Annotated in this window: 25 protein-coding genes and 1 riboswitch; all 25 genes read left to right on the top strand. The window is 30.9% G+C overall.

Annotation, left to right across the window (positions count from 1 at the left end):
* The first annotated feature begins 2 nt into the window (after positions 1-2).
* Positions 3-473 (top strand): transcriptional regulator NrdR, encoded by a 471-nt coding sequence (nrdR, locus tag RSD37_RS05675; RefSeq protein WP_346945735.1) that lies wholly within the window; start codon positions 3-5, stop codon positions 471-473.
* A complete protein-coding gene (pgeF, locus tag RSD37_RS05670; protein ID WP_346945734.1) occupies positions 460-1,200 on the top strand; it encodes a peptidoglycan editing factor PgeF in 741 nt (246 codons plus the stop codon). The genes nrdR and pgeF overlap by 14 nt, the downstream gene beginning before the upstream one ends.
* Positions 1,200-1,907, top strand: a complete 708-nt coding sequence (locus RSD37_RS05665; protein WP_346945807.1) for a response regulator transcription factor — start codon at positions 1,200-1,202, stop codon at positions 1,905-1,907. The genes pgeF and RSD37_RS05665 overlap by 1 nt, the downstream gene beginning before the upstream one ends.
* Positions 1,897-3,630 (top strand): ATP-binding protein, encoded by a 1,734-nt coding sequence (locus tag RSD37_RS05660; protein ID WP_346945733.1) that lies wholly within the window; start codon positions 1,897-1,899, stop codon positions 3,628-3,630. The genes RSD37_RS05665 and RSD37_RS05660 overlap by 11 nt, the downstream gene beginning before the upstream one ends.
* A gap of 411 nt (positions 3,631-4,041) precedes the next feature.
* Entirely contained in the window at positions 4,042-4,896 is an 855-nt protein-coding gene (locus RSD37_RS05655; protein WP_346945732.1) for a phosphate ABC transporter substrate-binding protein, read from the top strand.
* A gap of 136 nt (positions 4,897-5,032) precedes the next feature.
* A complete protein-coding gene (gene pstC / locus RSD37_RS05650; protein WP_346945806.1) occupies positions 5,033-5,902 on the top strand; it encodes a phosphate ABC transporter permease subunit PstC in 870 nt (289 codons plus the stop codon).
* A 1-nt stretch (position 5,903) separates the two neighbouring features.
* Positions 5,904-6,728: a phosphate ABC transporter permease PstA gene (gene pstA / locus RSD37_RS05645; RefSeq protein WP_346945731.1), complete on the top strand. Its 825-nt coding sequence runs from the start codon at positions 5,904-5,906 to the stop codon at positions 6,726-6,728.
* An 80-nt stretch (positions 6,729-6,808) separates the two neighbouring features.
* Complete coding sequence (gene pstB, locus RSD37_RS05640; protein ID WP_346945730.1) at positions 6,809-7,558, top strand: phosphate ABC transporter ATP-binding protein PstB; 750 nt, start codon at positions 6,809-6,811, stop codon at positions 7,556-7,558.
* A 106-nt stretch (positions 7,559-7,664) separates the two neighbouring features.
* On the top strand, positions 7,665-8,318 hold the full coding sequence (gene phoU / locus RSD37_RS05635) for a phosphate signaling complex protein PhoU (protein WP_346945729.1): 654 nt from the start codon (positions 7,665-7,667) through the stop codon (positions 8,316-8,318).
* A gap of 285 nt (positions 8,319-8,603) precedes the next feature.
* On the top strand, positions 8,604-9,938 hold the full coding sequence (locus tag RSD37_RS05630; RefSeq protein WP_346945728.1) for a DUF512 domain-containing protein: 1,335 nt from the start codon (positions 8,604-8,606) through the stop codon (positions 9,936-9,938).
* A gap of 1 nt (position 9,939) precedes the next feature.
* Entirely contained in the window at positions 9,940-11,259 is a 1,320-nt protein-coding gene (gene der, locus RSD37_RS05625; protein ID WP_346945727.1) for a ribosome biogenesis GTPase Der, read from the top strand.
* 91 nt (positions 11,260-11,350) lie between these two features.
* Positions 11,351-12,352 (top strand): NAD(P)H-dependent glycerol-3-phosphate dehydrogenase, encoded by a 1,002-nt coding sequence (locus tag RSD37_RS05620; RefSeq protein WP_346945726.1) that lies wholly within the window; start codon positions 11,351-11,353, stop codon positions 12,350-12,352.
* Positions 12,353-12,505: 153 nt separating this feature from the next.
* Complete coding sequence (locus RSD37_RS05615) at positions 12,506-13,444, top strand: M15 family metallopeptidase (protein ID WP_346945725.1); 939 nt, start codon at positions 12,506-12,508, stop codon at positions 13,442-13,444.
* Positions 13,445-13,611: 167 nt separating this feature from the next.
* Positions 13,612-15,090 (top strand): stage IV sporulation protein A, encoded by a 1,479-nt coding sequence (spoIVA, locus tag RSD37_RS05610; RefSeq protein ID WP_346945724.1) that lies wholly within the window; start codon positions 13,612-13,614, stop codon positions 15,088-15,090.
* A 297-nt stretch (positions 15,091-15,387) separates the two neighbouring features.
* Positions 15,388-16,371 (top strand): asparaginase, encoded by a 984-nt coding sequence (locus RSD37_RS05605; protein ID WP_346945723.1) that lies wholly within the window; start codon positions 15,388-15,390, stop codon positions 16,369-16,371.
* 85 nt (positions 16,372-16,456) lie between these two features.
* Positions 16,457-16,556: riboswitch (purine riboswitch) on the top strand.
* An 88-nt stretch (positions 16,557-16,644) separates the two neighbouring features.
* Positions 16,645-17,997: an NCS2 family permease gene (locus RSD37_RS05600; protein ID WP_346945722.1), complete on the top strand. Its 1,353-nt coding sequence runs from the start codon at positions 16,645-16,647 to the stop codon at positions 17,995-17,997.
* Between the two features lie 306 nt (positions 17,998-18,303).
* Positions 18,304-19,182 carry a YicC/YloC family endoribonuclease gene (locus tag RSD37_RS05595; RefSeq protein ID WP_346945721.1) on the top strand — a complete coding sequence of 293 codons (879 nt, stop codon included), beginning with the start codon at positions 18,304-18,306 and terminating at the stop codon, positions 19,180-19,182.
* Positions 19,183-19,197: 15 nt separating this feature from the next.
* The gene (locus RSD37_RS05590) at positions 19,198-19,470 is read left to right on the top strand and encodes a DUF370 domain-containing protein (RefSeq protein ID WP_346945720.1); all 273 of its coding nucleotides are present in this window, start codon (positions 19,198-19,200) and stop codon (positions 19,468-19,470) included.
* A complete protein-coding gene (gene gmk / locus RSD37_RS05585; RefSeq protein WP_346945719.1) occupies positions 19,463-20,071 on the top strand; it encodes a guanylate kinase in 609 nt (202 codons plus the stop codon). Before RSD37_RS05590 ends, gmk begins: the two co-directional genes overlap by 8 nt.
* 4 nt (positions 20,072-20,075) lie before the next feature.
* Positions 20,076-20,348 (top strand): DNA-directed RNA polymerase subunit omega, encoded by a 273-nt coding sequence (rpoZ, locus tag RSD37_RS05580; protein WP_346945718.1) that lies wholly within the window; start codon positions 20,076-20,078, stop codon positions 20,346-20,348.
* Between the two features lies 1 nt (position 20,349).
* Entirely contained in the window at positions 20,350-21,537 is a 1,188-nt protein-coding gene (gene coaBC / locus RSD37_RS05575) for a bifunctional phosphopantothenoylcysteine decarboxylase/phosphopantothenate--cysteine ligase CoaBC (protein ID WP_346945717.1), read from the top strand.
* 60 nt (positions 21,538-21,597) lie between these two features.
* On the top strand, positions 21,598-23,793 hold the full coding sequence (gene priA, locus RSD37_RS05570; protein ID WP_346945716.1) for a primosomal protein N': 2,196 nt from the start codon (positions 21,598-21,600) through the stop codon (positions 23,791-23,793).
* A 12-nt stretch (positions 23,794-23,805) separates the two neighbouring features.
* Entirely contained in the window at positions 23,806-24,246 is a 441-nt protein-coding gene (gene def / locus RSD37_RS05565) for a peptide deformylase (RefSeq protein WP_346945715.1), read from the top strand.
* Between the two features lie 14 nt (positions 24,247-24,260).
* Positions 24,261-25,193 (top strand): methionyl-tRNA formyltransferase, encoded by a 933-nt coding sequence (gene fmt / locus RSD37_RS05560; RefSeq protein ID WP_346945714.1) that lies wholly within the window; start codon positions 24,261-24,263, stop codon positions 25,191-25,193.
* A gap of 43 nt (positions 25,194-25,236) precedes the next feature.
* A complete protein-coding gene (locus tag RSD37_RS05555) occupies positions 25,237-25,932 on the top strand; it encodes a zinc metallopeptidase (protein WP_346945713.1) in 696 nt (231 codons plus the stop codon).
* The last annotated feature ends 34 nt before the right edge of the window (positions 25,933-25,966 follow it).

Below are 25,966 nucleotides of genomic sequence, written 5' to 3'. Positions count from 1 at the left end.
TTATGAAGTGTCCTTATTGTAGTGGAGAAGAAAGTAAGGTTGTGGACTCCAGATCAACAGAAGATGAGGTTGCAATAAGACGAAGACGTGAATGTCTTGGGTGCAATAAAAGGTATACTACTTATGAAAAAATAGAAGATATTCAAGTATTTGTTATTAAAAGAAATTTAACTAGAGAGGTTTTTAATCGAGATAAGATTATAAATGGTGTAATTAGAGCTTGTGAAAAGCGTCCTATATCAAGAATAGAGGTAGAGAACTTAGTGAATTCTATTGAAAAGAAACTTAATAATACAATGACTAGTGAGATAAGTTCTGAGGCTATTGGGGAATTAATACTAAATAATCTCAAAGATATGGATGAGGTTGCTTATATAAGATTTGCATCAGTATATAGAAAATTTGATGATATTAATAGTTTTATTGAAGAGATAAAAAGGTTAAGTGGTGATAAACAATATGAAACTGTATAATGTTGATGGTTATGAATTTATAATCTATTCTTTAAAAAATAACATAACTGTGGGATTTTCTACAGGTAAGAAGAATCTAAATTTTAATAAAAATATTGAAGTAGGTAAGGAAAGCTTAGAAAATCTTAAAGAATGGTTTAATGTTAAAGAAGTGATTTATTTAAATCAAGTTCATGGAACTATTGTTCATGAATATAAAAGGAATAGAAATATAATAAATTTAGATGGTGATGGTTTAGTGACCTCTGAAGAAGATACTATAATAGGTGTTTTCACTGCTGATTGCGTACCTATAATTTTAGTGGATGAAGAACAAAAAGTTATAGTAGCTCTCCACAGTGGTTGGAAAGGAACACTGAATAATATAGTTACAGAGGGAATTAGAACCATGAAAAATAGTTATGGTTGTACTGAAAACAATATTAAGGCGTTTATAGGTCCACACAATAAAAGTTGTTGTTATCAGGTTAGTGAAGAGCTAATTAATACATTTAAGAGTTGTGATGTATTCAAAAATGAAATCATTAACTATGGTAGAAACTTAGATTTACAGAAATGTGTAGAAGTACAATTAATTAAGCAAGGAATAAAAACTGATAATATAATATGCTTAAATTTATGCACATACTGCAGTGATAATATAAAACTATATTCATATAGAAAGCAAGAAGAGTCTCATGGGAGATTATTTTCATTTGTATTTACCCATGGGTTGGAGGTAAAATAATTATGGAAAAAACAGTATTAGTAGTTGATGATGAGGTACATATTCAAGAACTTATTAAGTTCAATTTGATGAAAAGTGGATTTAAGGTTTTAACAGCTGATAATGGGAATGATGCATTGAAAATGGCTGAGAATGACAAGCCAGATTTAATATTTCTAGACCTTATGTTACCTGGAAAAGATGGACTAGAAGTATGCAAAGAAATTCGTAAAAACCCATTTACAGAGACTATACCAATAATTATGATTACTGCTAAAGGTGAGGAACTAGATAAAATATTAGGATTAGAACTTGGTGCTGATGATTATATAACTAAACCATTTTCAGTAAGAGAATTAGTTGCAAGAGCCAAGGCTATTTTAAGAAGAGCAGGATTTAAGCAAACGGACAATAGTTTTAAATTTGGGGATATAAGTATAGATTTTCAAAAACATGAGGTTTGTAAAAATGGTGAAAAAGTAGATCTCACTTTGAAGGAATTTGAACTTCTGGAAATACTTATGAAAAATAAGGGGAGAGTAATGACTAGGGATTTTTTACTTGATAAAATATGGGGATATGAATATATTGGAGAAACAAGAACAGTTGATGTTCATGTTAGACATTTAAGACAAAAGATAGAAGAAAATGATAAGAATCCAATGTATATACAAACTATTAGAGGTATTGGATATAAATTTAATTATGGAGAAAGCTATGAAAGATAAATTAAATGGAACTATGAAAAGAAGACTAATGCTAAGTGTATTCGGAGCATTAGTTTTTATGTTAGTATTCACAATAGTGTTGTTTTATGCCATATACACCCATGAGAGAGAATATAATGCAAAAAAAGAATTAAGTAGATATAGTTATTTATTGAGTCAGTATATGGACGGTGAAAATTATAATAATGCTGCTAATATAATAGCTAGATTTAGTAATCTAGGAATTAGAGTATCTGTTATAAGTGGTGAGGGAGAGGTTATATTTGACTCTGTTACGGATGAAGAGGTATTAACTAATCATAACAATAGAGAAGAAATAATTATGGCAAGGAAAAATGGTGAGGGATCCATTACAAGGTACAGTTCAACGGAGAAAAAATCTGTTATTTATTATGCTATAGCTATGGAGGATGGATCAGTCATTAGAATTTCAAAAGGAGTAAAAACTATAAATAGATTACAAAGTACATATATGGTATGGTATGGAATTGCAATTATAATGATAATTTTTATATCTCTTTGGATTTCAAATAAGTTATCATATATAATAGTTAAACCTATTCGTGATTTGGATTCTATAACATCTATGATTACAAACGGAGAGTTAAGTAGAAGAGTTAAGGTTACTACTAATGATGAGCTTGGTCAACTAGCTTTGAACTTTAATCATATGGCGGATGAACTTGAACTTAGCTTACATGAACTTAGTGAAAAGCAAAATAGACTTTCAGCTATACTTCAGAGCATGGAAAATGGAGTAATTGCTATTGATAATAATCATAATATTATAACCATTAATAACTATGCAAAAAATATATTTAATATTAAAGATGACGTGGTTGGAAGGCCGGTTCAACAGGTATGCAATGATATAGACTTTAAAGACATATTTTCAATGAGAGACAGAGAGACACAGGAGTTTAGATTGATTGATCCTATAAGTAAAGTACTGAGAGTTAAAACTGCAGATATAATAATTAACAACCATCAACATATTGGTGCAGTTGCAGTTATACAGGACATTACCGATTTAAAGAAGTTGGAAAATATGAGAACAGAGTTTGTTGCAAATGTATCTCATGAACTTAAAACACCACTTACATCTATTAGAGGATTTGCAGAAACATTAAAGGATGTAGATGATGATGAAACTAAAAATAAATTTTTGAATATAATAAATGAAGAAGCTGAAAGACTTACAAGACTTATATCTGATATTTTACTTTTATCTCACATTGAACATAAACAAGAGTTTAAGAAAGAAGTATTTGATATAAATCAGGTTATAGATGACGTATTTTATCTTATGAAAAATACAGGAGACAAAAAACAAATTCACATGAATGTAGTAGGTGACCATATACCTAATATACTAGGTGATAGAGACAAGTTTAAGCAAATGCTTATTAATCTAGTGGATAACGGCATAAAGTATAGTGAGAACTTTGATAAGGTAACAATCACAAAGATTGCAAAGGATAGGGATTTCACAATAATTGTTCAAGATACCGGAATGGGAATAGATACAGCAGTTATTCCTAGACTCTTTGAGAGGTTTTACAGAGTTGATAAGGCTAGATCTAGAGCTAAAGGAGGAACTGGATTAGGTCTTGCAATAGTAAAACATATACTTATCGGGTTTAATGGTAGTATAAAGGTGGAAAGCACTTTAGGCGTTGGAACTAAATTTATAATAACAATACCTTATAGTTTTGATAATTAGAATTAAAAAAATTGACATTTGAGTATAAAACCATAAAACCATAAATGTGCAAACTACGGTTATCATTGGTGGAGTTATTTTGTTTAATTACAATAAATATATTTTGAGTTGATTTAATTAGCACAACAGGTATAAAAATATATTTTGAGAAAAGACTATAAACTATAAGTGGTTTATAGTCTTTTTTTAATTACAAAAGGACGTGGTGTAGGAGTGAAAACTAGATAAGTTACAATTTAGTTTCTACATTAAATTTATGTTGAAATCTATATATTATAAGATCTACTCTATGTTAAGTTTTCTTAATATAAGTAAACTATTCTTAATATACGTATAATAATCACTTAACTAACTTAGTATAAAATAAGTTTTGTAAGGGAAATTAAAAAACAATTTGGAGGAGGATTTAAAATGAAAAATAAATCAATGAAAATGATAATTATGACATTAGTTGCAACAATGACTACGGGATTACTTGTAGGATGTGGTGGTAAAAATGAAGGAACAAATGTAGCTCCAAATGATACGGCAAAAACGGTTACAATTAAAATTTCTGGATCAACATCAGTTGGACCATTAATGGAAAAACAAGCTGAAGCATATAAAACAGAAAATTCAAATGTTACTATAGAAGTACAACAAATTGGTTCTTCTGCAGGAATTAAAAATGCAATAGAAGGTGTTAGTGAAATAGGAATGGCATCTCGTGAGCTTAAGGATGAAGAAAAGTCTTCATTAAGTGAAACAGCAATAGCATATGATGGAATAGGAATTGTAACTCATCCATCAAATGAAGTAACTAACTTAACTATAGAACAAATAAAAGGAATATACAAAGGAGCAATAAAAAACTGGAAAGAAGTTGGGGGAAAGGATGCTCCTATAGTAGTTGTATCTAGAGATGAGAGTTCAGGAACTAGAGATGCATTCCAAGAAATAGTTGGATTCAAATCAGGAGAATTAGAACCATCAGCAACAATAGCAGATGGAAATGGAAATGTTAAAACTACAGTTGCAAACAATGAAAATGCAATAGGATATATCTCTTTTGAACAGTTTGATGATTCTGTAAAAGCTTTAAAAGTTGAAGAAGTGGAAGCAACACCAGAAAATGTTGTAAGTAAAACATATAAATTATCAAGACCATTCTTAGTAGTTTATACAGAAAAGGGTTTAACAGAAGAAGGACAGAAATTTATAGATTATATACTAAGCGATGCTGGACAAGAAATTGTTGGAAAATCAGGTGGAATAAAAGTTAAATAGGTAGCTTAGATACCTTGCAATGAAATGGGCATTTGGGAAGAGACATATTTCTCAAATGCCTATTGAACTTGAATCGGAGGTTAATTATATGGCAATTAAGTCAAGGGAGACAGGTAAGGAAAGTAATCAAAAGAGAATGAAGGGAACAAAGTATGTTTTAGATGCTTTTTCTGAAAATATATTCAAGGTTTGTGCTTTAGTAGCTGTTATAAGTTTGTTAATAATAATAGGATTTGTATTTTATAAAGGATTAACCCCATTTGTATCTAAGGGATATTCCTTTACTAATTTCATATTTGGAACAGAATGGGTACCTACCGAGGATAAGTTTGGTATTTTACCTATGATACTAGCTTCAATTTATGGAACTCTAGGATCCCTTGTTATAGGTGTGCCAATAGGAATATTAACGGCTGTGTTTATTGCAGAAATAGCACCAAAGTCAGTATCTAAAATAATGTCTCAGGGAGTAGAGCTTTTAGCTGGAATTCCTTCAGTGCTATTTGGGGTATTTGCTCTTGGAGTAATTGTTCCAGCAGTTCAACAAAGACTTAATTTACCTAAAGGTCAGAGTTTACTTGCAGTTATAACAGTGCTTTCTATAATGATGTTACCTACAATAATTTCAGTGGCTGAAACTGCAATTAAGTCAGTACCAAAGTATTATAAAGAAGCATCTCTTGCTTTAGGGGCATCACAGATAGAAACTATATTTAAAGTAGTTTTACCAGCTAGTAAGTCTGGAATATTAACAGCAGTTGTCCTTGGCATGGGTAGAGCAATAGGAGAAACCATGGCAGTTATACTAGTAGCAGGAAATAGTCCCATTATACCAACAAGCATAACAGATGGGGTTAGACCATTAACTACCAATATAGCATTAGAGATGGGATATGCCTTTGGAACACATCAAGAAATGTTATTTGCATCAGGCGTAGTGTTATTCTCATTTATATTACTACTAAATTTTGTACTAGCAAAAATCTCAGAAAGAGCAGGTAATTAGAATGAGAAAAGTAAAAGATAATATCTTAAAAACAATTCTGTGGTTATCTGCATCCTTAACAATAGCAGTGATTTTAGTTATTATTGGGTATATATTTAAGCAAGGATTTAGCCTTGTAGACTTTGAATTTATATTTGGAGATTATTCACCTACAAGTGGTGGAGGAATATTTCCAATGATAGTTACAACAATATTAACTGTGGTAGTTTCACTTGCAATATCAATACCAATAGGAATTGGAGGAGCAATTTATCTACAAGAATATGCAAAACAAGGTAGAATAGTAAAATTGATCAGGTTTGCTACAGAAAGTCTTGCAGGAATACCATCAATTATATATGGATTATTTGGAACTGTATTCTTTGTATCTGCATTGAAATTACAATTCTCAATACTTTCAGGATCATTAACTCTTGCAATTATTGTTTTACCAGTAATTATTAGAACGACAGAGGAAGCGTTAAAAACAGTACCGTCAAGTTATAGAGAAGGTGCAATAGCTTTAGGCTCTACTAGATTTGAAGTATTATATAAAATTATAGTTCCAAGTTCTATGCCAGGAATATTATCAGGAGTTATTTTATCTATTGGAAGAATTATAGGAGAGTCTGCGGCAATACTTTTGACAGCGGGTACAGTAGCTTCAATGCCAAAAGGTATTATGGCTAGTGGTAGAACACTTACTGTTCATGCATACTTAGTAACTAAAGAAACTGGAAATATACAACTGGCAGCGGCAATTGGAGTTGTATTGATTTTTATAATTTTAATACTAGGTTTTATTGCAAAGGGAATTACAAAGACTATAAATAAAGAAAAAATTTAATGGTATATACAGTGGAAAAGCTTATAGAATGGAATATCATATATATCTAAATATTTAGATGGTAAATAGGAGGAAAATAAATGTCAATAATATCTACAAAAGACCTTAATTTATATTATGGAACCAATCATGCATTAAAGAAGATAGATATAGATATAGAAAAAAATAGTGTAACAGCATTAATAGGGCCATCGGGGTGCGGTAAATCTACATTTCTTAGAACTTTAAATAGGATGAATGATTTAATTGACGGCGTTACAATAGAAGGTGATGTATTCTTCGAAGGTAAAAATGTTTATAAGGATTTAAATGAGATAGAACTAAGAAAAAGAGTAGGAATGGTGTTTCAAAAACCAAACCCATTTCCCATGTCAATCTATGATAATATTGCATACGGACCAAGAATACATGGAATAAAGGATAAGAAAAAATTAGATGAAATAGTTGAAAGATCACTTGAAGGGGCAGCTCTTTGGAAAGAAGTAAAGGATAGACTAAAGAAAAGTGCTATGGGGCTTTCCGGTGGACAACAGCAAAGACTCTGTATTGCTAGAACTATAGCGATAGAGCCAGAGGTTATTTTAATGGACGAGCCGACTTCAGCACTAGATCCTATTTCAACTTTAAAGGTAGAAGAGTTAATGGATGTACTTAAAGAAAAGTACACAATAGTTATAGTAACTCACAATATGCAACAAGCAGGGCGTATTTCAGATAAAACAGCTTTCTTCTTAAATGGAGAGATTATTGAATATGGTAAGACAGAAGATATGTTTCATAAACCTCAAGATAAAAGAACAGAAGATTATATAACAGGAAGATTCGGCTAAGCAATACTCAAAGGTTTATATTTATAAATCAGAAGTTATTTATTGGATTTAATAATAAAATATAGATAAGGTTTCAGATACTATTAAAATTGAGAGGTGATAATTTATGACAAGAAATAGCTTTGACTCTAAACTTGAACAATTACATCAAGAACTGCTTAAAATGGGTGATGAAGTAGAAAAACAAATAGAAGATAGTATAGAAGCGTTAAAAAATCAAGATGAAAAGTTAGCTAAGAGTGTGATTGAAAAAGATGATATAATAAATAAATATGAAGAAGAAATAGAAAATACGTGTATAAAACTTCTAGCTACAGAACAGCCTTTAGCAACTGATTTAAGGAGAATATTTATAACCACTAAAATAATAACAGATTTAGAGAGAATGGGAGACCATGCGGTAGATATAGCGAAGGTTGCAATGAGGCTTACAAAGGAACAATATATTAAAGAACTTATAGACATACCTAAAATGGCTAAAATGGTTCAGCGGATGATTAAAGATGCCCTAGAAGTGTATGTAGTTGGAGATGTAACTAGAGCTTATGAAGTATGTAAAATGGATGATCAAGTAGATATATTATTCAAAGATATATTTAATGAGCTATTACTTATAATGAGAAGTGATTCTAGTACTATCCATCAAGCTAGTCAATTCTTATTTGTATGTAAATTCTTAGAGAGAATGGCTGACCACACTACTAATATTTGTGAATGGACAGTGTATTTAGAAACTGGAGAAAAATTAAATTTAAATTAGGAATAGGTTCCATCTATTAAGACATTAGTTGACTGCAATATTTAGTAGTCAACTTTTTTACTGTGCAAGTTTTTATTTTAACATGTCTTAATAGTTTTTGGTGGGAAAATAGGTATCTTTAGTATAATTTTAAAAGAGTAACATTGACTAGTAATGTTAATTGATATAATATAACATAAGCAGGTATAATCATACTGAATATAAGTACTATTGCTTAGGATAGAATAAGTATTACAAATAGTTTTAATATAGGAATAAATACTTATATAATAAAGGAGATAGAATATGAAAAATGAAATAAGTAAGATTATTCCCGATTCTATAGCTGAAGAAGTAGAAATTGAAGTTGGGGATAGGCTGCTTAGTATAAATGAAAATGAAGTTAAAGATATAATTGATTATAAATATTTAATAACAGATGAAGAGTTAGTTTTAGAAATAGAAAAGGCTGATGGCGAAATCTGGGAAATTGAAATAGAAAAAGATTATGATGAGGACTTAGGTATAGTATTTAGAGAAGGAATATTAGATAAACCTATGAGTTGTCATAATGATTGTATTTTTTGCTTTATAGACCAACTTCCAAAGGGAATGAGAGAAACTCTTTACTTTAAAGATGATGATTCACGATTATCATTTCTTCAAGGAAACTTCTTAACATTAACAAATATGAAGGAAGAAGATATTGAAAGAATAATAAAGTATAAAATAAGTCCAATTAATGTGTCTGTTCATACAACAAATCCAGAATTAAGAGTTAGAATGCTTAATAATAGGTTTGCAGGTGGAATATATGATATACTAAAGAGGTTGGCTTATGCAGGAATAAAAATCAACACTCAAATAGTTTGTTGTCCAGGAATTAATGATGATAAAGAATTAATTAGAACAGTGGAAGATTTATATAAGTTGTATCCAAATGTTAATAATGTTGCAGTAGTGCCTTTAGGAATTACAAAACATAGACAGGGACTAAGGGAGCTTAAGCTATTTACAAAGGAAACATCTTTAGAACAAGTTAAGTTAATTCAAAAGCTTCAAGAAAAATATTATGCTGAGGTAGGTACATCTTTTGTAAAATTATCTGATGAATTTTATATAGTATCTGAAGAGCCATTACCAAGTGGCGATCATTATGAAGGGTTTGGTCAAATTGAAGATGGAATTGGAATGGTAACATTATTACACCAAACCATTGATGCAACAATTAAGGACCTAAAAACAAGTGGAAGTGGATCCTTTACAATGATAACAGGTGCTTTAGTTTATCCTCAAATAGAAGAGATAAAAAGAAAAATACAAAAGGTAAATAAAGATATAAATATTTCAGTTGAAAAGATATTAAATAGATTTTTTGGAGAAACTATTACAGTAACAGGGCTTTTAACTGGTGCTGATATAATAAATACATTAAAGGATAGAGAAGTTGGAGAGTACGTAATAGTTCCTAATAATATTATTAGAAAAGGATATGAGCTTTCAGATTCTGATGAGTTAATATTGTTAGATGATTACACTGTAGAGAACTTAGCCAAAGAATTAAATAGAAAAGTTATTGTTTGTGATTTTACAGGAGATGATTTAATCTCTATAATCAACGAACACTTAAGGGAGGATTAATATGGGAAAACCAGTAGTTGCAATTGTTGGAAGACCAAATGTAGGTAAATCTACACTTTTTAATAAGCTAGCAGGAAAGAGAATTGCTATAGTAGAAGATACACCAGGAGTTACTAGAGACAGAATTTATGCAGAGGCAGAGTGGCTTAGACATAACTTCACAATCATAGATACAGGTGGGATAGAACCTGCTAATGAAGATATAATTATGGTTCAGATGAGAAGACAAGCAAACATTGCTATTGAAACAGCTGATGTTATTGTATTTATAGTTGATGGAAAAGCAGGATTACATCCAGCAGATCATGAAGTAGCTCAAATGCTAAGAAAATCTGGGAAACAGGTAGTATTAGTTGTAAATAAAATAGACAGAAGAGAACTTGAAGATAATTCTTATGAGTTCTATAATTTAGGGATAGGAAATCCGGTTACTATTTCTGCAACTCAAGGATTAGGTCTTGGAGATATGCTTGATGAAGTAGTATCTCATTTTGATGAGATTGTAGGTAATGAAGAAGATGAAGAATACATAAAAATTGCTATGGTTGGAAAACCAAACGTAGGAAAATCATCTCTAATCAATAAGCTTCTAGGAGAGACTAGAAACATAGTTAGTGACATTCCAGGTACAACAAGAGATGCAATAGATAGTAAGCTTGAAACTGATGAAGGAAAATTCATTTTAATAGATACAGCAGGTCTAAGAAGAAAAAGTAAAATTAAAGAAGAGATAGAAAGATATAGTGTTATCAGAACTTTAACTGCAATTGAAAGATCTGATGTAACTATACTAGTTCTTGATGCTACAGAAGAATTAAGTGATCAAGATGAAAAGATAATTGGATATGCACATGAACTTAACAAAGCTATAATAATTGTTGTTAATAAGTGGGATCTTATTGAAAAAGATGATAAAACCATGAAGGAATATAAAGATAGAATAGGTAGAGGATTATCATTTATGCCATATGCTTCTTACATATTTATATCTGCACTAACGGGTCAAAGAGTAAACAAGGTTCTTTCAATGGCTAAGGAATGTTATAATAACTACACTAAGAGAATTTCTACAGGAATATTGAATGATGTAGTGAGTAAAGCTGTACTTATGAATGAGCCACCAATAGTTGCTTTAAAAAGAATGAAGATATACTATGTAACTCAGGTTGATATAAAACCACCTACATTTATTTTCTTCGTAAATGATGAAAATCTCCTACATTTCTCTTATAAAAGGTATCTTGAAAATAGATTAAGAGAAAGTTTTGAGTTTAAGGGAACGGGAATAAGAACAATATTTAGAAAAAGAAAAGAAGATTAATAATTAAATTTAAAGAATGAGAATAAATAATATATTTATTCTCATTCTTATTAATAAGATTAAATTAAAAAAATAGGGAAGAAGGGGTAATATGAGTAAGGTTTCATTTATTGGAGGAGGAAGTTTTGGGACAGCATTAGCTGTACTTCTTTCTAAAAACGGATTAGAATGTTCTATTTGGTGTCATAGAGAAAGTGCTGTTAGTGAGATTAATAATGAAAGAGAGAACTCAAAATATCTTGAAGGAATAACTATACCTGATAATGTTACTGCCTATAGCGATTTAAAGGAAGCTCTTGTAGATAGTGAAGTAGTGGTTCTTGCAGTGCCATCAAAGGCTATTAGAGAGCTATCAAAAAAAATAGCTCCACTTCTTAAGGGGAATGAAATAATTGTAACTGTAGCTAAAGGAATAGAAAAGCACACATTGAAAAGAATGTCAGAAATTATAGAAGATGAGATCAAAAATCATCCTATAGTAATTTTATCAGGACCCAGTCATGCGGAAGAGGTAGCAAGAGATATACCTACAACAGTAACTGCTGCATCTAATGATAGGATAGCATCTAAAAAGATACAAGATATATTTAGTAATACTACATTTAGGGTATATACAAATAATGACCTGATTGGTGTAGAAATTGGTGGTGCTTTTAAAAATATAATTGCACTAGCAGCAGGAATATCCGATGGAATAGGATATGGAGACAATACTAAGGCTGCGCTTATGACTCGTGGTATGAGCGAGATAATAAGAGTTGGTACTAAGCTTTCAGGAAAGGCAGAAACCTTCTATGGGCTTACTGGTATGGGAGATTTAATAGTTACATGTACTAGTATGCATAGTAGAAATAGAAGAGCAGGTATTTTAATTGGAAATGGTAAAACCGCAGAGCAAGCTGTAGAAGAGATAGGTATGGTAGTAGAGGGAATTGAAGCAGTTAAAGCCTTCTATGAATTGAAATCAAGAACAGATGTTGATATGCCAATAACTACAGCTTTATACCAAGTATTGTTTGAAGGTAAGAATCCTAATAGTGCTGTAACTGAACTTATGGGTAGACGACATAAAGAAGAAAACCATGAAATGTAAAACTTTATTAAATAAAGCTATTCTTGAAATATTTTATTTTGAGAATAGCTTTATTTTTGATATAATGTTAAGAAATAAGATTAAATGAGAATAAATATTATCTTGAGTAAAAAATTTTTTAGATATAAGTTGATATAGGAGGATACAAATTATATGTTAAATTATAAATGGAAAAATAATAGCCATAAAAGTGGGAAAAATGCATTTTACAAGAAAAAGGATGCTTTTTATAGAAAGAAGTCAGGGTTTAATACAGGGGCTGCAATAATTATAGGATTGCTGTTTTTATTAGGAATAATGGTAGGTCTTATATTAGATGGCTATAAAGGAAATTTAAAATACTATGGATTATTTAATGATAATCAGGATAAGTTAGATATAAATAAAGAAATTCAAGTAAGCAATAGGGATAAAGAGAAGGATACAAATAAAATAGATGAAGTACCAAAAATAAGTATATCTACGTTAACCGATGCTGAGATTGTAGAAGTAAAACAAATTATTGATAATGATACAACGGGTTTGTTTAAATTGGCAAATAAAGAGAATTTGGTAGATGAATATTATATTCCTAATAATTTGGTTACACCTAATATTAGTTTAGTTACAGCTAGAGAGAGTGAAAGGAATTTAGTTAGAGCAGATGTTGTAGAGGATTTAGAACAAATGTTTTATGATGCACAGCAAGAAGGTATAAATTTATTCTTAAGTAATGGCTTTAGAGGATTTAATGAGCAAGAATATCTTCATTCAGAGGAGACTACAGAAAAAGGAAGTGAAGATAGTGAGTATGTGGCGAAACCGGGAGCCAGTGAACACCAGCTTGGACTTGCTATAGACATAACTAGTAAGAGTATGCAGTTTGAACTTAATGAATCTTTTGAGGATACAAAGGAAGGTGCGTGGGCTTTGAAAAATGCATATAAATATGGATTTATTTTAAGGTATACAAAAACTAAGGAGAATATAACTGGATATAGTTATGAGCCATGGCACTATAGGTATATAGGAAATAGAACAATTAGTAAGCTATGTAATGATAAGGACTTAACATTGGAAGAACTTATTGATTATGTTAATGATGATAATTAATATAATCAATAAGAAAAATACTAAATAATTATAAGTAAAATAACTACACTAATAACATTAGTGTAGTTATTTTACTGTAAAGAAAACTTTTTTAAAGCTATAAGGCATAATATAGAATTAGTATCAATATATATATAATGTTAATAAGTAGTTGCGGGAGGGTAGCCTTGGAAAATTTTGATATATATAAAGATATAGCAGAAAGAACTCAAGGGGATATATATGTAGGGGTAGTAGGACCAGTGAGAACAGGAAAGTCTACTTTTATTAAAAAGTTTATGGAACTAATGGTTATACCTAACATAGAAAATCCTCACAAGAAGGAAAGAGCAAAAGATGAACTTCCACAAAGTGGATCTGGAAAGTCTATTCATACCACAGAACCAAAATTTGTTCCTAATGAAGCTGTTGAAATTCAATTCGAAGATGGAGTAAAGTTTAAGGTTAGAATGGTTGATTGCGTGGGTTATATAGTAAAAAATGCTCTTGGGTATACGGAAGATGAAGTACCTAAAATGGTTTCTACACCATGGCATGATTATGAAATTCCATTTGAGCAAGCAGCAGAAATAGGTACAAAAAAAGTTATCACAGATCACTCTACAATTGGTGTAGTTGTAACCACTGATGGTAGTATTACTGGGCTAAATAGAGATGATTATGTAGAGGCTGAAGAGCGAGTTATAAATGAATTAAAAGAGATAAATAAACCATTTATAATGATTCTTAATACTGTGAATCCAGATTCTGAGGGAAGTAAGGAACTACAAAGGGAACTTCAAGAAAAGTATGATGTCCCTGTTAAGGTTATGGATGTAATGAATATTGGTCAAGGTGAAATTGCACAAATATTTGATACTGTACTAAGAGAATTCCCAGTAAAAGAAATAAATATAGATATGCCACAATGGATGGAAAGTTTAAATTCATCACATTGGTTAAAAGTCAACATAATGACTATTTTAAAGGCAATGTGTAAGGATATCTATAGGGTTAGAGATGTGAAAAGATGCTTAGATGCCTTTAAGGGAATAGAATTCTTATCAGACATAAAGGTTAAAGAAATGAATATGGGTGAAGGCACCTCATGGGTTAATATAAATCCTAAGCATGAATTGTTCTATAAAATTCTTGGAGAGATTTGTAACACTGATATAAAAAATGAAAATGATTTGTTAAGTATCATGGAAAGCTTCTACAAAGCTAAAATTGAGTATGATAAAATAGCAGATGCTCTAAAAGAAGTTAATGAAACTGGATATGGTCTTGTGGCTCCTCAACTTACAGAGATGAAACTTGAGGAACCTGAGATTGTTAAAAAAGGAAATCAGTATGGTGTAAAATTAAAAGCTTCGGCACCATCATTACATTTAATTAAGGCGGATATTGAAACTGAAATTCAGCCAATTATGGGTAGTGAAAAACAAAGTGAAGAATTTTACAAATCAATCCTAGAACAATTTGAGAATGATCCATCACAAATTTGGCAAAGTAATATGTTTGGTAAGTCCTTAGAGGAGTTAGTCAAGGAAGGTCTTCAAAATAAACTTTATAAAATGCCAGAAGATGTTCAAGTTAAACTTCAAAAAACCCTTCAAAAAATAATAAATGAAGGAAATGGTGGGCTTATTTGTATAATTATCTAATGTGAAATGGAATATTTTTCATGAGCATACAACAATATAGTTTTGAGATTGCAATGATTTCAAAACTATATTGTTGTTTTTATTTTTTAAAAGTGTATTGTATAATCATATACATTATAATATATTTATTTATGTAAAAGGCTTAAATAAGTGTAAATTTGAACTTTGAAAGTTTTATCTTACAATATAGGAAGTAAAGATATATAATTAAATACGGGATAAAGAGATAATCAAAATAAGGTTATTATCTTTTGCTTTATAATTAGAGATAATAAATATTTGGGAGGTACATAAATTATGAGTAAAGTTGTTGTTATATTTAACGGTGGAACAATATCAATGAAGGTTGATGAAAAGATAAAAGCGGCAGTACCTAATTTAACGGGAGAAGAAATAATGTCTATGGTAACTGGAATTGAGTCTTATGCAGAAGTGGAATCGTATACATTTTCAAGTCTGCCAAGCCCTCATATAACACCGAACATTATGCTTGAACTTTCAAACTATGTTAAAACTTTTCTAGATAGAGATGATGTAGATGGTGTAGTTGTTACTCATGGTACTGACTCTTTAGAGGAAACAGCCTATTTTCTTCAGTTAACTATTAAAAGTGAAAAGCCAGTAGTTGTGACAGGATCCATGAGAAATAGTTCGGAATTAGGATATGATGGACCAGCTAACCTAGCAGCTTCTATTTGTACGGCTACATCTATGGCTGCAAGAAGTAGGGGAGTAATGGTATGTCTTAATAATGAGCTTAATTGTGCAAGTGAGGTTACTAAGTCTCACTCAATGCATTTAAACACTTTCCAAAGTCCTGAGTTTGGACCAATAGGAATTGTAGACAGCAATGAAGTTAGGTTTTATAGAGAAAGTATAGCTAAAGAATATATTGATACAAATAGAATAGAGAATAATGTTTATTTAATTAAATCTTGTGCGGGAATGGATGGAACCCTTATAGACTTTTGTGTAGATAAAGGAGTAAGGGGGATCGTAATTGAAGCTATGGGAAGAGGAAATATTCCTCCATTAATGGCTAAATCAGTAGAGAAAGCTATTAGTAAAGGAGTTGCAATAGTTATAGTATCTAGATGTTACAAGGGGAGAGTTCTTGATAGCTATGGATATGAAGGTGGCGGAAAACAATTAAGAAATATGGGAGTTATACTTGGAGAGAGTATGCCAGGTCAGAAGGCTAGAATAAAGCTTATTTTAGCCCTTGGAAAAACTGACAATCTAGAAGAAATAAGACACATATTTGAAAATGGTCACTATTAAAATACGAACAATAAAAAATAAATAAACAAAAATATACGTAAAATTGTTGACATGGAAGTGGAAAATTGATATTATATTCTTGTAAAAAGAATATAATATCAATTTTCATATATATCTAATGATATGGATTAGATGTTTCTACGGGATGCCGATAAAATCCCACTATGAGAATTCCTATGTTAAACAAAGCTAACCACTGGAATTCTCAAACCAGTGGTTATTATTTTTTTTGAAATTATATTTTTATATCATAATTTAAGGGGGACAAGGTTTATGGAAAAGTTTTTCAAGTTGAAAGAGAATGGCACAGATGTTAAAAGAGAAGTTGTTGGAGGATTAATAACTTTTTTAACTATGGCATATATAATTGCAGTTAATGCAAATATGCTAGGAGATCCAGGAGTGGGTATGAACCCAGGAGCAGTAGTAACAGCTACTTGTTTATCAGCCGGTGTTACAACTATTTTAATGGGAATTTATGCAAATCTACCACTTGGACTAGCTTCAGGAATGGGACTTAATGCATTCTTTGCTTATACAGTAGTGATGGAAATGGGAATTTCATGGCAGGTAGCACTTACAGCAGTATTTGTAGAAGGTATCATATTTATTATATTATCATTAACAAGTGTAAGAGAAGCTATTGTAAACTGTATTCCAACTAACCTAAAATATGCAGTTACAGCGGGTATCGGATTATTTATAGCATTTATCGGATTTGGAAATGCGGGAATTGTAGTTGGAAGTGCAGCTACAAAGGTAACCATGGGGAGTTTGATAAGCCCAACAGTATTAATCACAGTATTAGGAATTATTATAATAGTAATTTTATCAAAGAAGAATGTTAAGGGAGCTATTCTTTGGGGAATGCTTGCTAGTGCAGTAGCGGCATGGATATATGCAGCTGTAGCTCCAGAAGTAGCAGCAGGGTTAGGTATATACTTACCACAGGGAATATTCAAATTTGAATCTATAGCACCAATTGCAGGAAAATTAGATTTCTCAGTGTTTTTAGATTCAGCGTCTATAAAAGATTTCATTTCAGTAGTATTTGTATTTTTATTCATAGATTTCTTTGATACAGCAGGAACTTTAGTTGGAGTGGCATCTAAAATTGGAATGCTTGATGAAGATGGAAAGGTTAAGAATGCCGGTAAAGCTCTATTGGTAGATGCAATAGGAACAACTTTTGGGGCTCTAGTAGGAACATCTACAGTAACAACTTATGTTGAGAGTTCAGCAGGGGTTGCATCAGGAGCTAGAACTGGTCTTTCAGCAGTAGTAACAGGCGTACTATTCTTACTTGCTATGTTCTTGTCACCATTATTTATAGCTATACCAGGTTGTGCAACAGCACCAGCGTTAATTATAGTAGGATTCTTTATGATAGACTCAGTTAGACAAATTGACTTCACAGATTTCACCGAAGGTGTACCAGCCTTCTTAACTATAGCTTTAATGCCAATGACTTATAGTATAGGTGATGGATTAATGTTAGGTATGTTATCATATGCTATACTAAACTTTTTAAGTAATATTACAACAAAAAAAGAAAATAGAAAACCTGTTTCTGTTGTAGTATATATTCTTGGATTAGTATTTTTAGCAAAGATAATATTTTCATAAATGATACTTTGAATTTATGATTTAGTTAATGAATTTACTCATTTGAATTATATATAAATAGGTTCCCTAATAAATATTTATTAAATGGAAACTTGTAAAATTTCAGAAAAATCAAAAGTCTGTGAAGCTTAGCATTCACAGACTTTTATTTTTGGCTATTATTTGGAATTATCATGGTTTTTCTGCGTTTTTCTAAGAAATATTTCGATTTTCTTTAAAATTCTTTTGTATATGGGTTGAAATAAGTGATAAACTTTATGTATAATGAATAAAGAATTTATCAAGGACTAGAAGGGTGAGTTGTATATGATAAAAAGTATGACTGGATTTGGTAGAGGTACATCGGGAGGGGATGTGTCAAGTTTTATAGTTGAAATAAAAACAGTTAATCATAGATATTTTGAACTTAATGTTAGAATGCCTAGAGCTTTAATCTCCCTTGAAGATAACATAAGAAAATATGTTAATGAAAAAATTAAAAGAGGTAAAGTTGATATATTTGTTACCCAAAGTCAATTGGCTAAGGAAGATATGGAAGTAGTAGTAAACGAAAGTTTGGCAGATAGTTATATAGAGGCACTACAAAACCTTAAGAATAAGTATAATCTAAGAGATGATGTTTCAGCTACTACACTAGCAAGATTTCCAGAGGTTCTTACATTAAAGCAAAAGGAAGAGGATTTAGATACAGCGTGGAAAACATTGCTTCCAGCAGTAGAAGGTGCGGTAAGCAACCTTTTTGATATGAGAGAACAAGAGGGAGGAAAACTTTTAATAGATATTACTAAAAGGTGTGAATGCATTTCTAGTAATGTTGACATAATAAATAGCAGAGTTCCAGAAGTTTCGGAAGAGTATAGAAGAAGACTTCTAAAGAAGGTGGAAGAAATTATCACAGAGAGAAATATAGATGAGAATCGTATTGCTATGGAAGTAGTTCTTCAGGCCGATAAAAGTTGTATTGATGAAGAAATAGTTAGACTTAAAAGCCATTTAGAGCAAGTAATTAATACATTTAAGTTAAGTGAACCAATAGGAAGAAAATTAGACTTTATTATTCAAGAAATGAATAGGGAAGCAAACACAATTGCTTCAAAAGTTAATGATTTAGAGTTAACAAATATAGCACTTAATATAAAAAGTGAGATAGAAAAAATTAGAGAACAGGTTCAAAACGTAGAATAAACTAGGAGGTATGGCATGGGTATAAAACTTATAAATATTGGATTTGGGAATATTGTTTCTGCAAATAGATTAGTAGCTATTGTTAGTCCAGAATCAGCGCCAATAAAAAGAATAATTCAAGAAGCTAGAGATAGAGGTATGTTAATTGATGCTACCTATGGAAGACGAACAAGAGCGGTTATAATTACTGATAGTGATCATGTAATATTATCTGCAGTTCAACCAGAAACAGTAGCACATAGACTAGCAGCAAAAGAGGATGAGAGTATAGAAGAGGTTGATGAATAATATGAATAGCAAAGGGCAACTATTAGTTGTATCTGGCCCATCGGGAGCTGGAAAAGGAACGGTATGTAAGGCGTTAATTGAGAAAAATCCCATATGGATATCAACATCATGTACAACACGTAAGCCTAGAGACGGAGAAGTTGAAGGCTTAAATTACTTTTTTACTGAAAGAGAAGATTTTTTAAAAAGAATTGATAAAGATGACTTTTTAGAGTATGCTGAGGTGTACGGTAATTTTTATGGCACACCTAGATCAGAAGTTTTAAGAATGTTAGATGAAGGTAAAGATGTAATACTTGAAATAGACATACAAGGAGCACTTAAGATTAAGTCAGCGTATCCTGAAGGTATATTTATATTTATTATGCCACCATCTATGGAAGAATTACGAAATAGAATTACAAACAGAGGAAGTGAAACTCCTGAGTCATTAAAAACTAGGATGGAAGCTGCTTATGATGAAATAAGTTTTGCATCTAAATATGACTATGCTGTTGTAAATGATGAAGTTGAATATGCCGTAAAGAAAATCGAAAGCATAATAATTGCAGAAAAATGTAGAGTATTTAAGATCAAAAATGAACTATTAGGGAGGTTCTAACAATATGAATGATTCAATGATAAACCCATCTATTATAAAGTTATTAGAGAAAGTGGATAACAGATATTCACTAGTGGTAGCTACTTCAAGAAGAGCAAGACAACTAATTGAGGGAGCAGAGCCATTAATACCTGGTACTGAAGGCAAACCTTTAACAATTGCTATCCAGGAAGTTGAAGAAGGCATTATTAAAGTTCGAGAAAAATCAGATATAATTAATAGCGCTGAGGAAACTGAAATAACAGATTCACAAGAGGCGGAAGAAGGATCTAACTAAGATGAATGAGAAGAATGTAGTAATAGGAGTAACTGGTGGAATTGCAGTCTATAAGGCGTTAGATGTAATAAGTAAGTTAAAAAAAGAAAATGTAAATGTTCATGTTATTATGACTAAGTCTGCATGTGAATTTGTTACTACCTTAAGTTTTCAATCTTTGAGTCAAAATATGGTTGTGAAGGATATGTTTGATGAACCAAAGGCTTTTGAGATTCAACATATATCCTTAGCTAAGAAGGCAGATTTATTAGTGGTAGTTCCAGCTACTGCAAACATTATTGGTAAGGTTGCAAATGGTATAGCAGATGATATGTTATCTACTACTATTATGGCAACGAGAGCAAAGGTTATTTTTGCTCCAGCTATGAATACTAATATGTATAATAATCCTATGGTTCAAGAAAACATTAGCAAGTTAAAGGATCATGGATATGAGTTTATTAATCCTGGTAGTGGTAGACTTGCTTGTGGTGATGTTGGTGATGGAAAGCTTGCAGATACAGAAGAAATTGTAGAAGTAATTATGTCACAGCTTCATGAGCCAAAGGATTTATTAGGTAAAAAGGTACTTGTAACTGCAGGTCCAACTAGAGCAAATCTAGATCCTGTAAGATTCATAACAAATAAATCTACAGGTAAGATGGGATATGCTATTGCTAAAGAAGCAAGGGATAGAGGAGCTCAGGTAGTACTAGTTAGTGGACCAACTAATATAAAACCACCAAGTGGTATAAAGGTAGTTAACATTGAAACTAATGAAGAGATGCTAAGTGCAGTAATGGCAGAATTTCAGACTAGTGATATAGTAGTTAAATCTGCGGCAGTAGCTGATTATAAACCTAAAGATTATTCAAATGAAAAAATAAAAAAAGGTCCTGAAGATTTAAATTTAGAATTAGTAAGAGATAATGATATACTTAAAACGTTGGGAACTTTAAAGCAACATCAGATTTTAGTGGGTTTTGCAGCTGAGAGCAATAATGTAATAAAAAATGCTCATAAAAAATTAGAAGGTAAAAATCTTGATTATATTGTGGCTAATGATATAACTGAAAGTAATGCAGGCTTTGGAGCTGATACTAATAAGGTTACAATTATAAAAAGAGATGGAAAAGAAATATCTCTTGATAATATGAGTAAAAGATTAGTTGGTTATGAGCTTTTTAATATGATTTTAGGATATAAATAATAAAAAAGCGACTAAGTCGCTTTTTTTATTATTCATTTATCATTGTGAGGTGAGAAACTTATGGATATGTATCTTGGAATTATTGTAAATAATGAAGCTGTAAAGGTGGATAGAATATTTACATACAAGGTGCCGGAGAAATTATATGATAAGGTTAAAAAGGGCAGAATGGTTACAGTACCCTTTGGTAATGGAAATAAGAAAATATATGGATTTATAGTAGATATATTTTATAACATAGATGACAATACTAAATTAAAAGAGATTTTAGATATAGATGACAAAATTGAGTTTCTTACAGAGGAAAATATAAAGCTTATAAAAGTGATGAGGGAGAAGTATTTATGCACATATCTAGAGTGCATAAAAGTTATGATTCCCAATGGAATTACTAAGGGGGCAACCTTTAAAACTAAAAATACTATAGTTATAGGAAAACCTATAACGGAAAAATACAATAAAGAAAATTATATAAATATTATAAACTTTATAAAAGAGTACAGTGGTACTTACAATAAAGCAGAACTAGTAAATGAGTTTAATATGTCTTTGTCTATGATAAATACTCTAATTAAATATGAGTTTCTAGCTGTGGAAAAATCTATAGTTAACAGATATAATGAGACTATATATAAAGACTATGAGGAAAAGGTATTAAATTCAGTTCAACAAAAGTGTGTTGACAAAATATTAATACATAGCATCAACAATAAATTTCTTATACATGGAATAACAGGTAGTGGAAAAACTGAAATATATATGAATTTAGTTAAAAATATGATGAAAAACAATAAGGATTCTATAATATTAATACCAGAGATAGCCCTTACACCTCAAATGGTAGAGAGGTTTAAAGGAAGATTTGGACGTAATGTAGCTATATTTCATAGTAGACTTTCTAATGGAGAAAGATTTGACGAATGGATGAGAGTTAAGATGGGTAATGTTAAAGTTGCTATAGGAGCAAGATCTGCAATATTTTTACCATTCTCAAATTTAGGACTTATTGTCATAGATGAAGAACATGAAACAAGTTATAAATCCGACAGCGACCCTAAATATAATGCCCGGGAAATAGCAGTTTTAAAGGCTGATATTGAGGGTTGTAAAGCTGTACTTGGGTCAGCTACCCCCTCTGTTGAAACTTATTATAAGGCAACACAGGGAGAATATGATATTATAACTTTAGATAGCAGAGCGGATGGAGCAAAGCTTCCAACTATAGAAGTTATAGATATGAGGGAAGAACTTAAACAAGGAAATAAATCTATGTTTAGTAGAAGACTTCAGGAAGAAATGTGTGGAACATTACAAAGAAAAGAACAAGCAATAATGTTTTTAAATAGAAGAGGGTTTTCAACCTTTGTATCTTGTAGAGAATGTGGTTATGTTTTTAAATGTAGTAACTGCGATATTTCTTTGACATATCACAAGGATAATAATCTTACATGTCATTATTGTGGCATGCAGCAAAAGGCCATGAATACTTGTCCTAAATGTAAAAGCAAATATGTGAAATACTTTGGAGTAGGAACTGAGCAGTTAGAGCATAGTGTAAGGAAAACCTTTTTAGATAGCAAACCACTAAGAATGGACTTTGATACAACTCGTGGAAAGAACTCCTATGAACAAATTTATAACGATTTTGCTTCAAAACGATATAATGTTTTAATAGGAACCCAAATGATTGCAAAGGGGTTAGATTTTAAAGATGTAACCTTAGTTGGAATTATAGCAGCAGATTTATCTTTAAATTTGCCTGATTATAGAGCTGGAGAGAAAACCTTTCAGCTTATTACTCAGGTGGCAGGAAGAGCTGGAAGAGGAAGTAAAGAGGGAAAGGTAATACTGCAAACATATAGTCCGGAAAACTATAGTATTATTTATGCATCAGAAAATAATTACAAAGGCTTTTATGAAGAGGAAATAGCTATAAGAAAACTTAGAGATTATCCACCCTTTACAAAGATATTATGTATTAATTTAAGTAGTGAAAATGAAGAAAATTTAATAAAAAGTATACAAACTTTAGCCGATAAAATAAGGATGAAAATAGATAAAAGTGATAAAATTGAATTATTAGGACCCTGTCCATGCGGTGTTTCTAAGATGAAAAACCTATATAGATGGCAAATAATAATTAAAGGTAAATTTAGTGATGCATTTGCAATGGAAATTAAGAATATAATTTATGAGGGATTGAATTATAAGAATATAAGAATAGGGATTGATATAAATCCTAATAGTTTATTATAAAGGAGAAGAAAAATGGCAATAAGAAATATAAGGACACAAGAAGACTCAGTACTAAGGAAAATAAGTAAGGTTGTTACTAAGCTGGATGATAGAACTCAAACTTTAATTGATGATATGTTAGATACTATGTATAAAGCAAATGGAGTTGGCCTTGCTGCATCTCAAGTTGGTATTCTAAAAAGAATAGCAATTATAGATATTGGGGATGGACCAATAATACTTATAAATCCTGAGGTTATTAAAACCAGAGGACAGGTTAATGATAAAGAGGGGTGCCTAAGTGTGCCTGGTCAAGATGGAAATGTTATAAGACCTAAATATGTAAAGGTTAAAGCACAAAATAGAAAAGGTGAGTCTATAGAAATAGAAGGAGAAGATTTATTAGCAAGAGCTCTTTGTCATGAGATAGATCACTTAGATGGAATATTATATACGGATAAAATAGTAAGGTAAGGAGTGGGTTTAAAATGAATATAGTATTTATGGGAACACCGGATTTTGCAGTACCATCCTTAGAAGCTATAATTGAAAAATATGGAGTTAAGGCGGTATTAACACAACCAGATAGACCTAAGGGAAGAGGAAAATCTGTTACTATGTCACCAGTTAAGCAGGTGGCACTTAAACATGATATAAAAGTATATCAACCAGAGAAATTAAGAAATGAAAGGCAGCTAATAGAAGAATTAAAATCTATGAATTTAGATTTTATAATTGTGGTGGCTTTTGGACAGATTTTATCTAAAGAGGTACTAGACATACCTAAATATGGTTGTATTAATCTTCATGGATCTTTATTACCTAAGTATAGAGGAGCAGCACCAATACATTATGCAATTATGAAAGGTGAAAAAGAAAGTGGAAATACAACAATGCTAATGGATGTTGGACTTGATACAGGAGATATGCTTTTAAAAAATAAGTTTGAAATAACAGAAAATATGAATACTGGAGAGCTACATGATATATTGATGGATAGTGGTGCAGAACTTTTAATTGAAACTATTGATAGTCTTTGTAACGAAGAAATAACCCCAATAAAGCAAGGTGAAAGTGAAAGCTGCTATGCAAGTATGTTAAATAAAGATATGGCAAGAATTGAATGGAATCAAGGAGCACAGGATATTCACAACTTTGTAAGAGGGTTAAATCCATTCCCAATGGCATACACTTACTACAATGAAGCTTCAATGAAGGTTATTGAAACAAGGCTGACATCAGACAAATCTACAAAGAAGCCGGGTACTATTGTAAGAGTAAATAAAGAGGGAATTCTAGTTTCAACAAAGGATAATAATATTCTAATAACTAAAGTGCAATTTCCAAATAAGAAACCACTAAGAGTGGAAGAATATATAAGAGGAAATTCAATAGAAGAGAATGTGTTGCTTAAAAGATAATGATAGTAAGTGCTTTAAATTATAAAGTAAAGGAGAAATTTATATGGGATTTTATGGAATGTATTATGATCCAACAATGATAATTCTTATACCAGCATTAATAATTTCAGTTTGGGCACAGATGAAGATAAAAAGTAGCTATGCTAAGTATTCAAAGGTTTATAGTAGGAATGGATATACTGGTGGGCAAGTAGCAAGAATGATATTAGATAGCTATGGACTTTTTGATATACCTGTATTAGTTATAAGTGGAAACCTAACTGATCATTATGATCCTACCAAAAGAGTAGTTAAGTTATCAAGTGATGTATATAATAGTACATCATTAGCTTCTATTGGAGTAGCTGCACATGAAATAGGCCATGCCATTCAACATAAAGAAGGATATGTACCAATTAAGATAAGAACTGCTTTAGTTCCCATTGCAAATATTGGATCTCAAGGATCTTGGATATTGTTTTTTCTTGGAATAGTATTTTCATTTACCCCTTTAATTAACTTTGGAATTATACTATTCTTAGCAGCTGTACTTTTTCAATTGGTTACATTACCTGTAGAATTTAATGCATCGAGTAGAGCTATAGTAATATTACAAGCTAAAAGTATACTTTATGAAGATGAAATAAAGGGTGCTAAAAATGTATTAACATCTGCGGCTTTAACTTATGTAGCAGCAGCAGTTACAGCTATAGCACAACTTTTAAGACTTTTAGCTATTAGAGATAGAAATAATAGTTAAAAACTAAAAATGGGCTACATTAAAGTTCGCAATA

The organism is Clostridium sp. (assembly GCF_036646415.1).
GTDB lineage: Bacteria > Bacillota > Clostridia > Clostridiales > Clostridiaceae > Clostridium_J.
The sequence above is the reverse complement of the archived record's forward strand: the minus strand, read 5'-3'. Positions and strand labels throughout refer to the sequence as shown.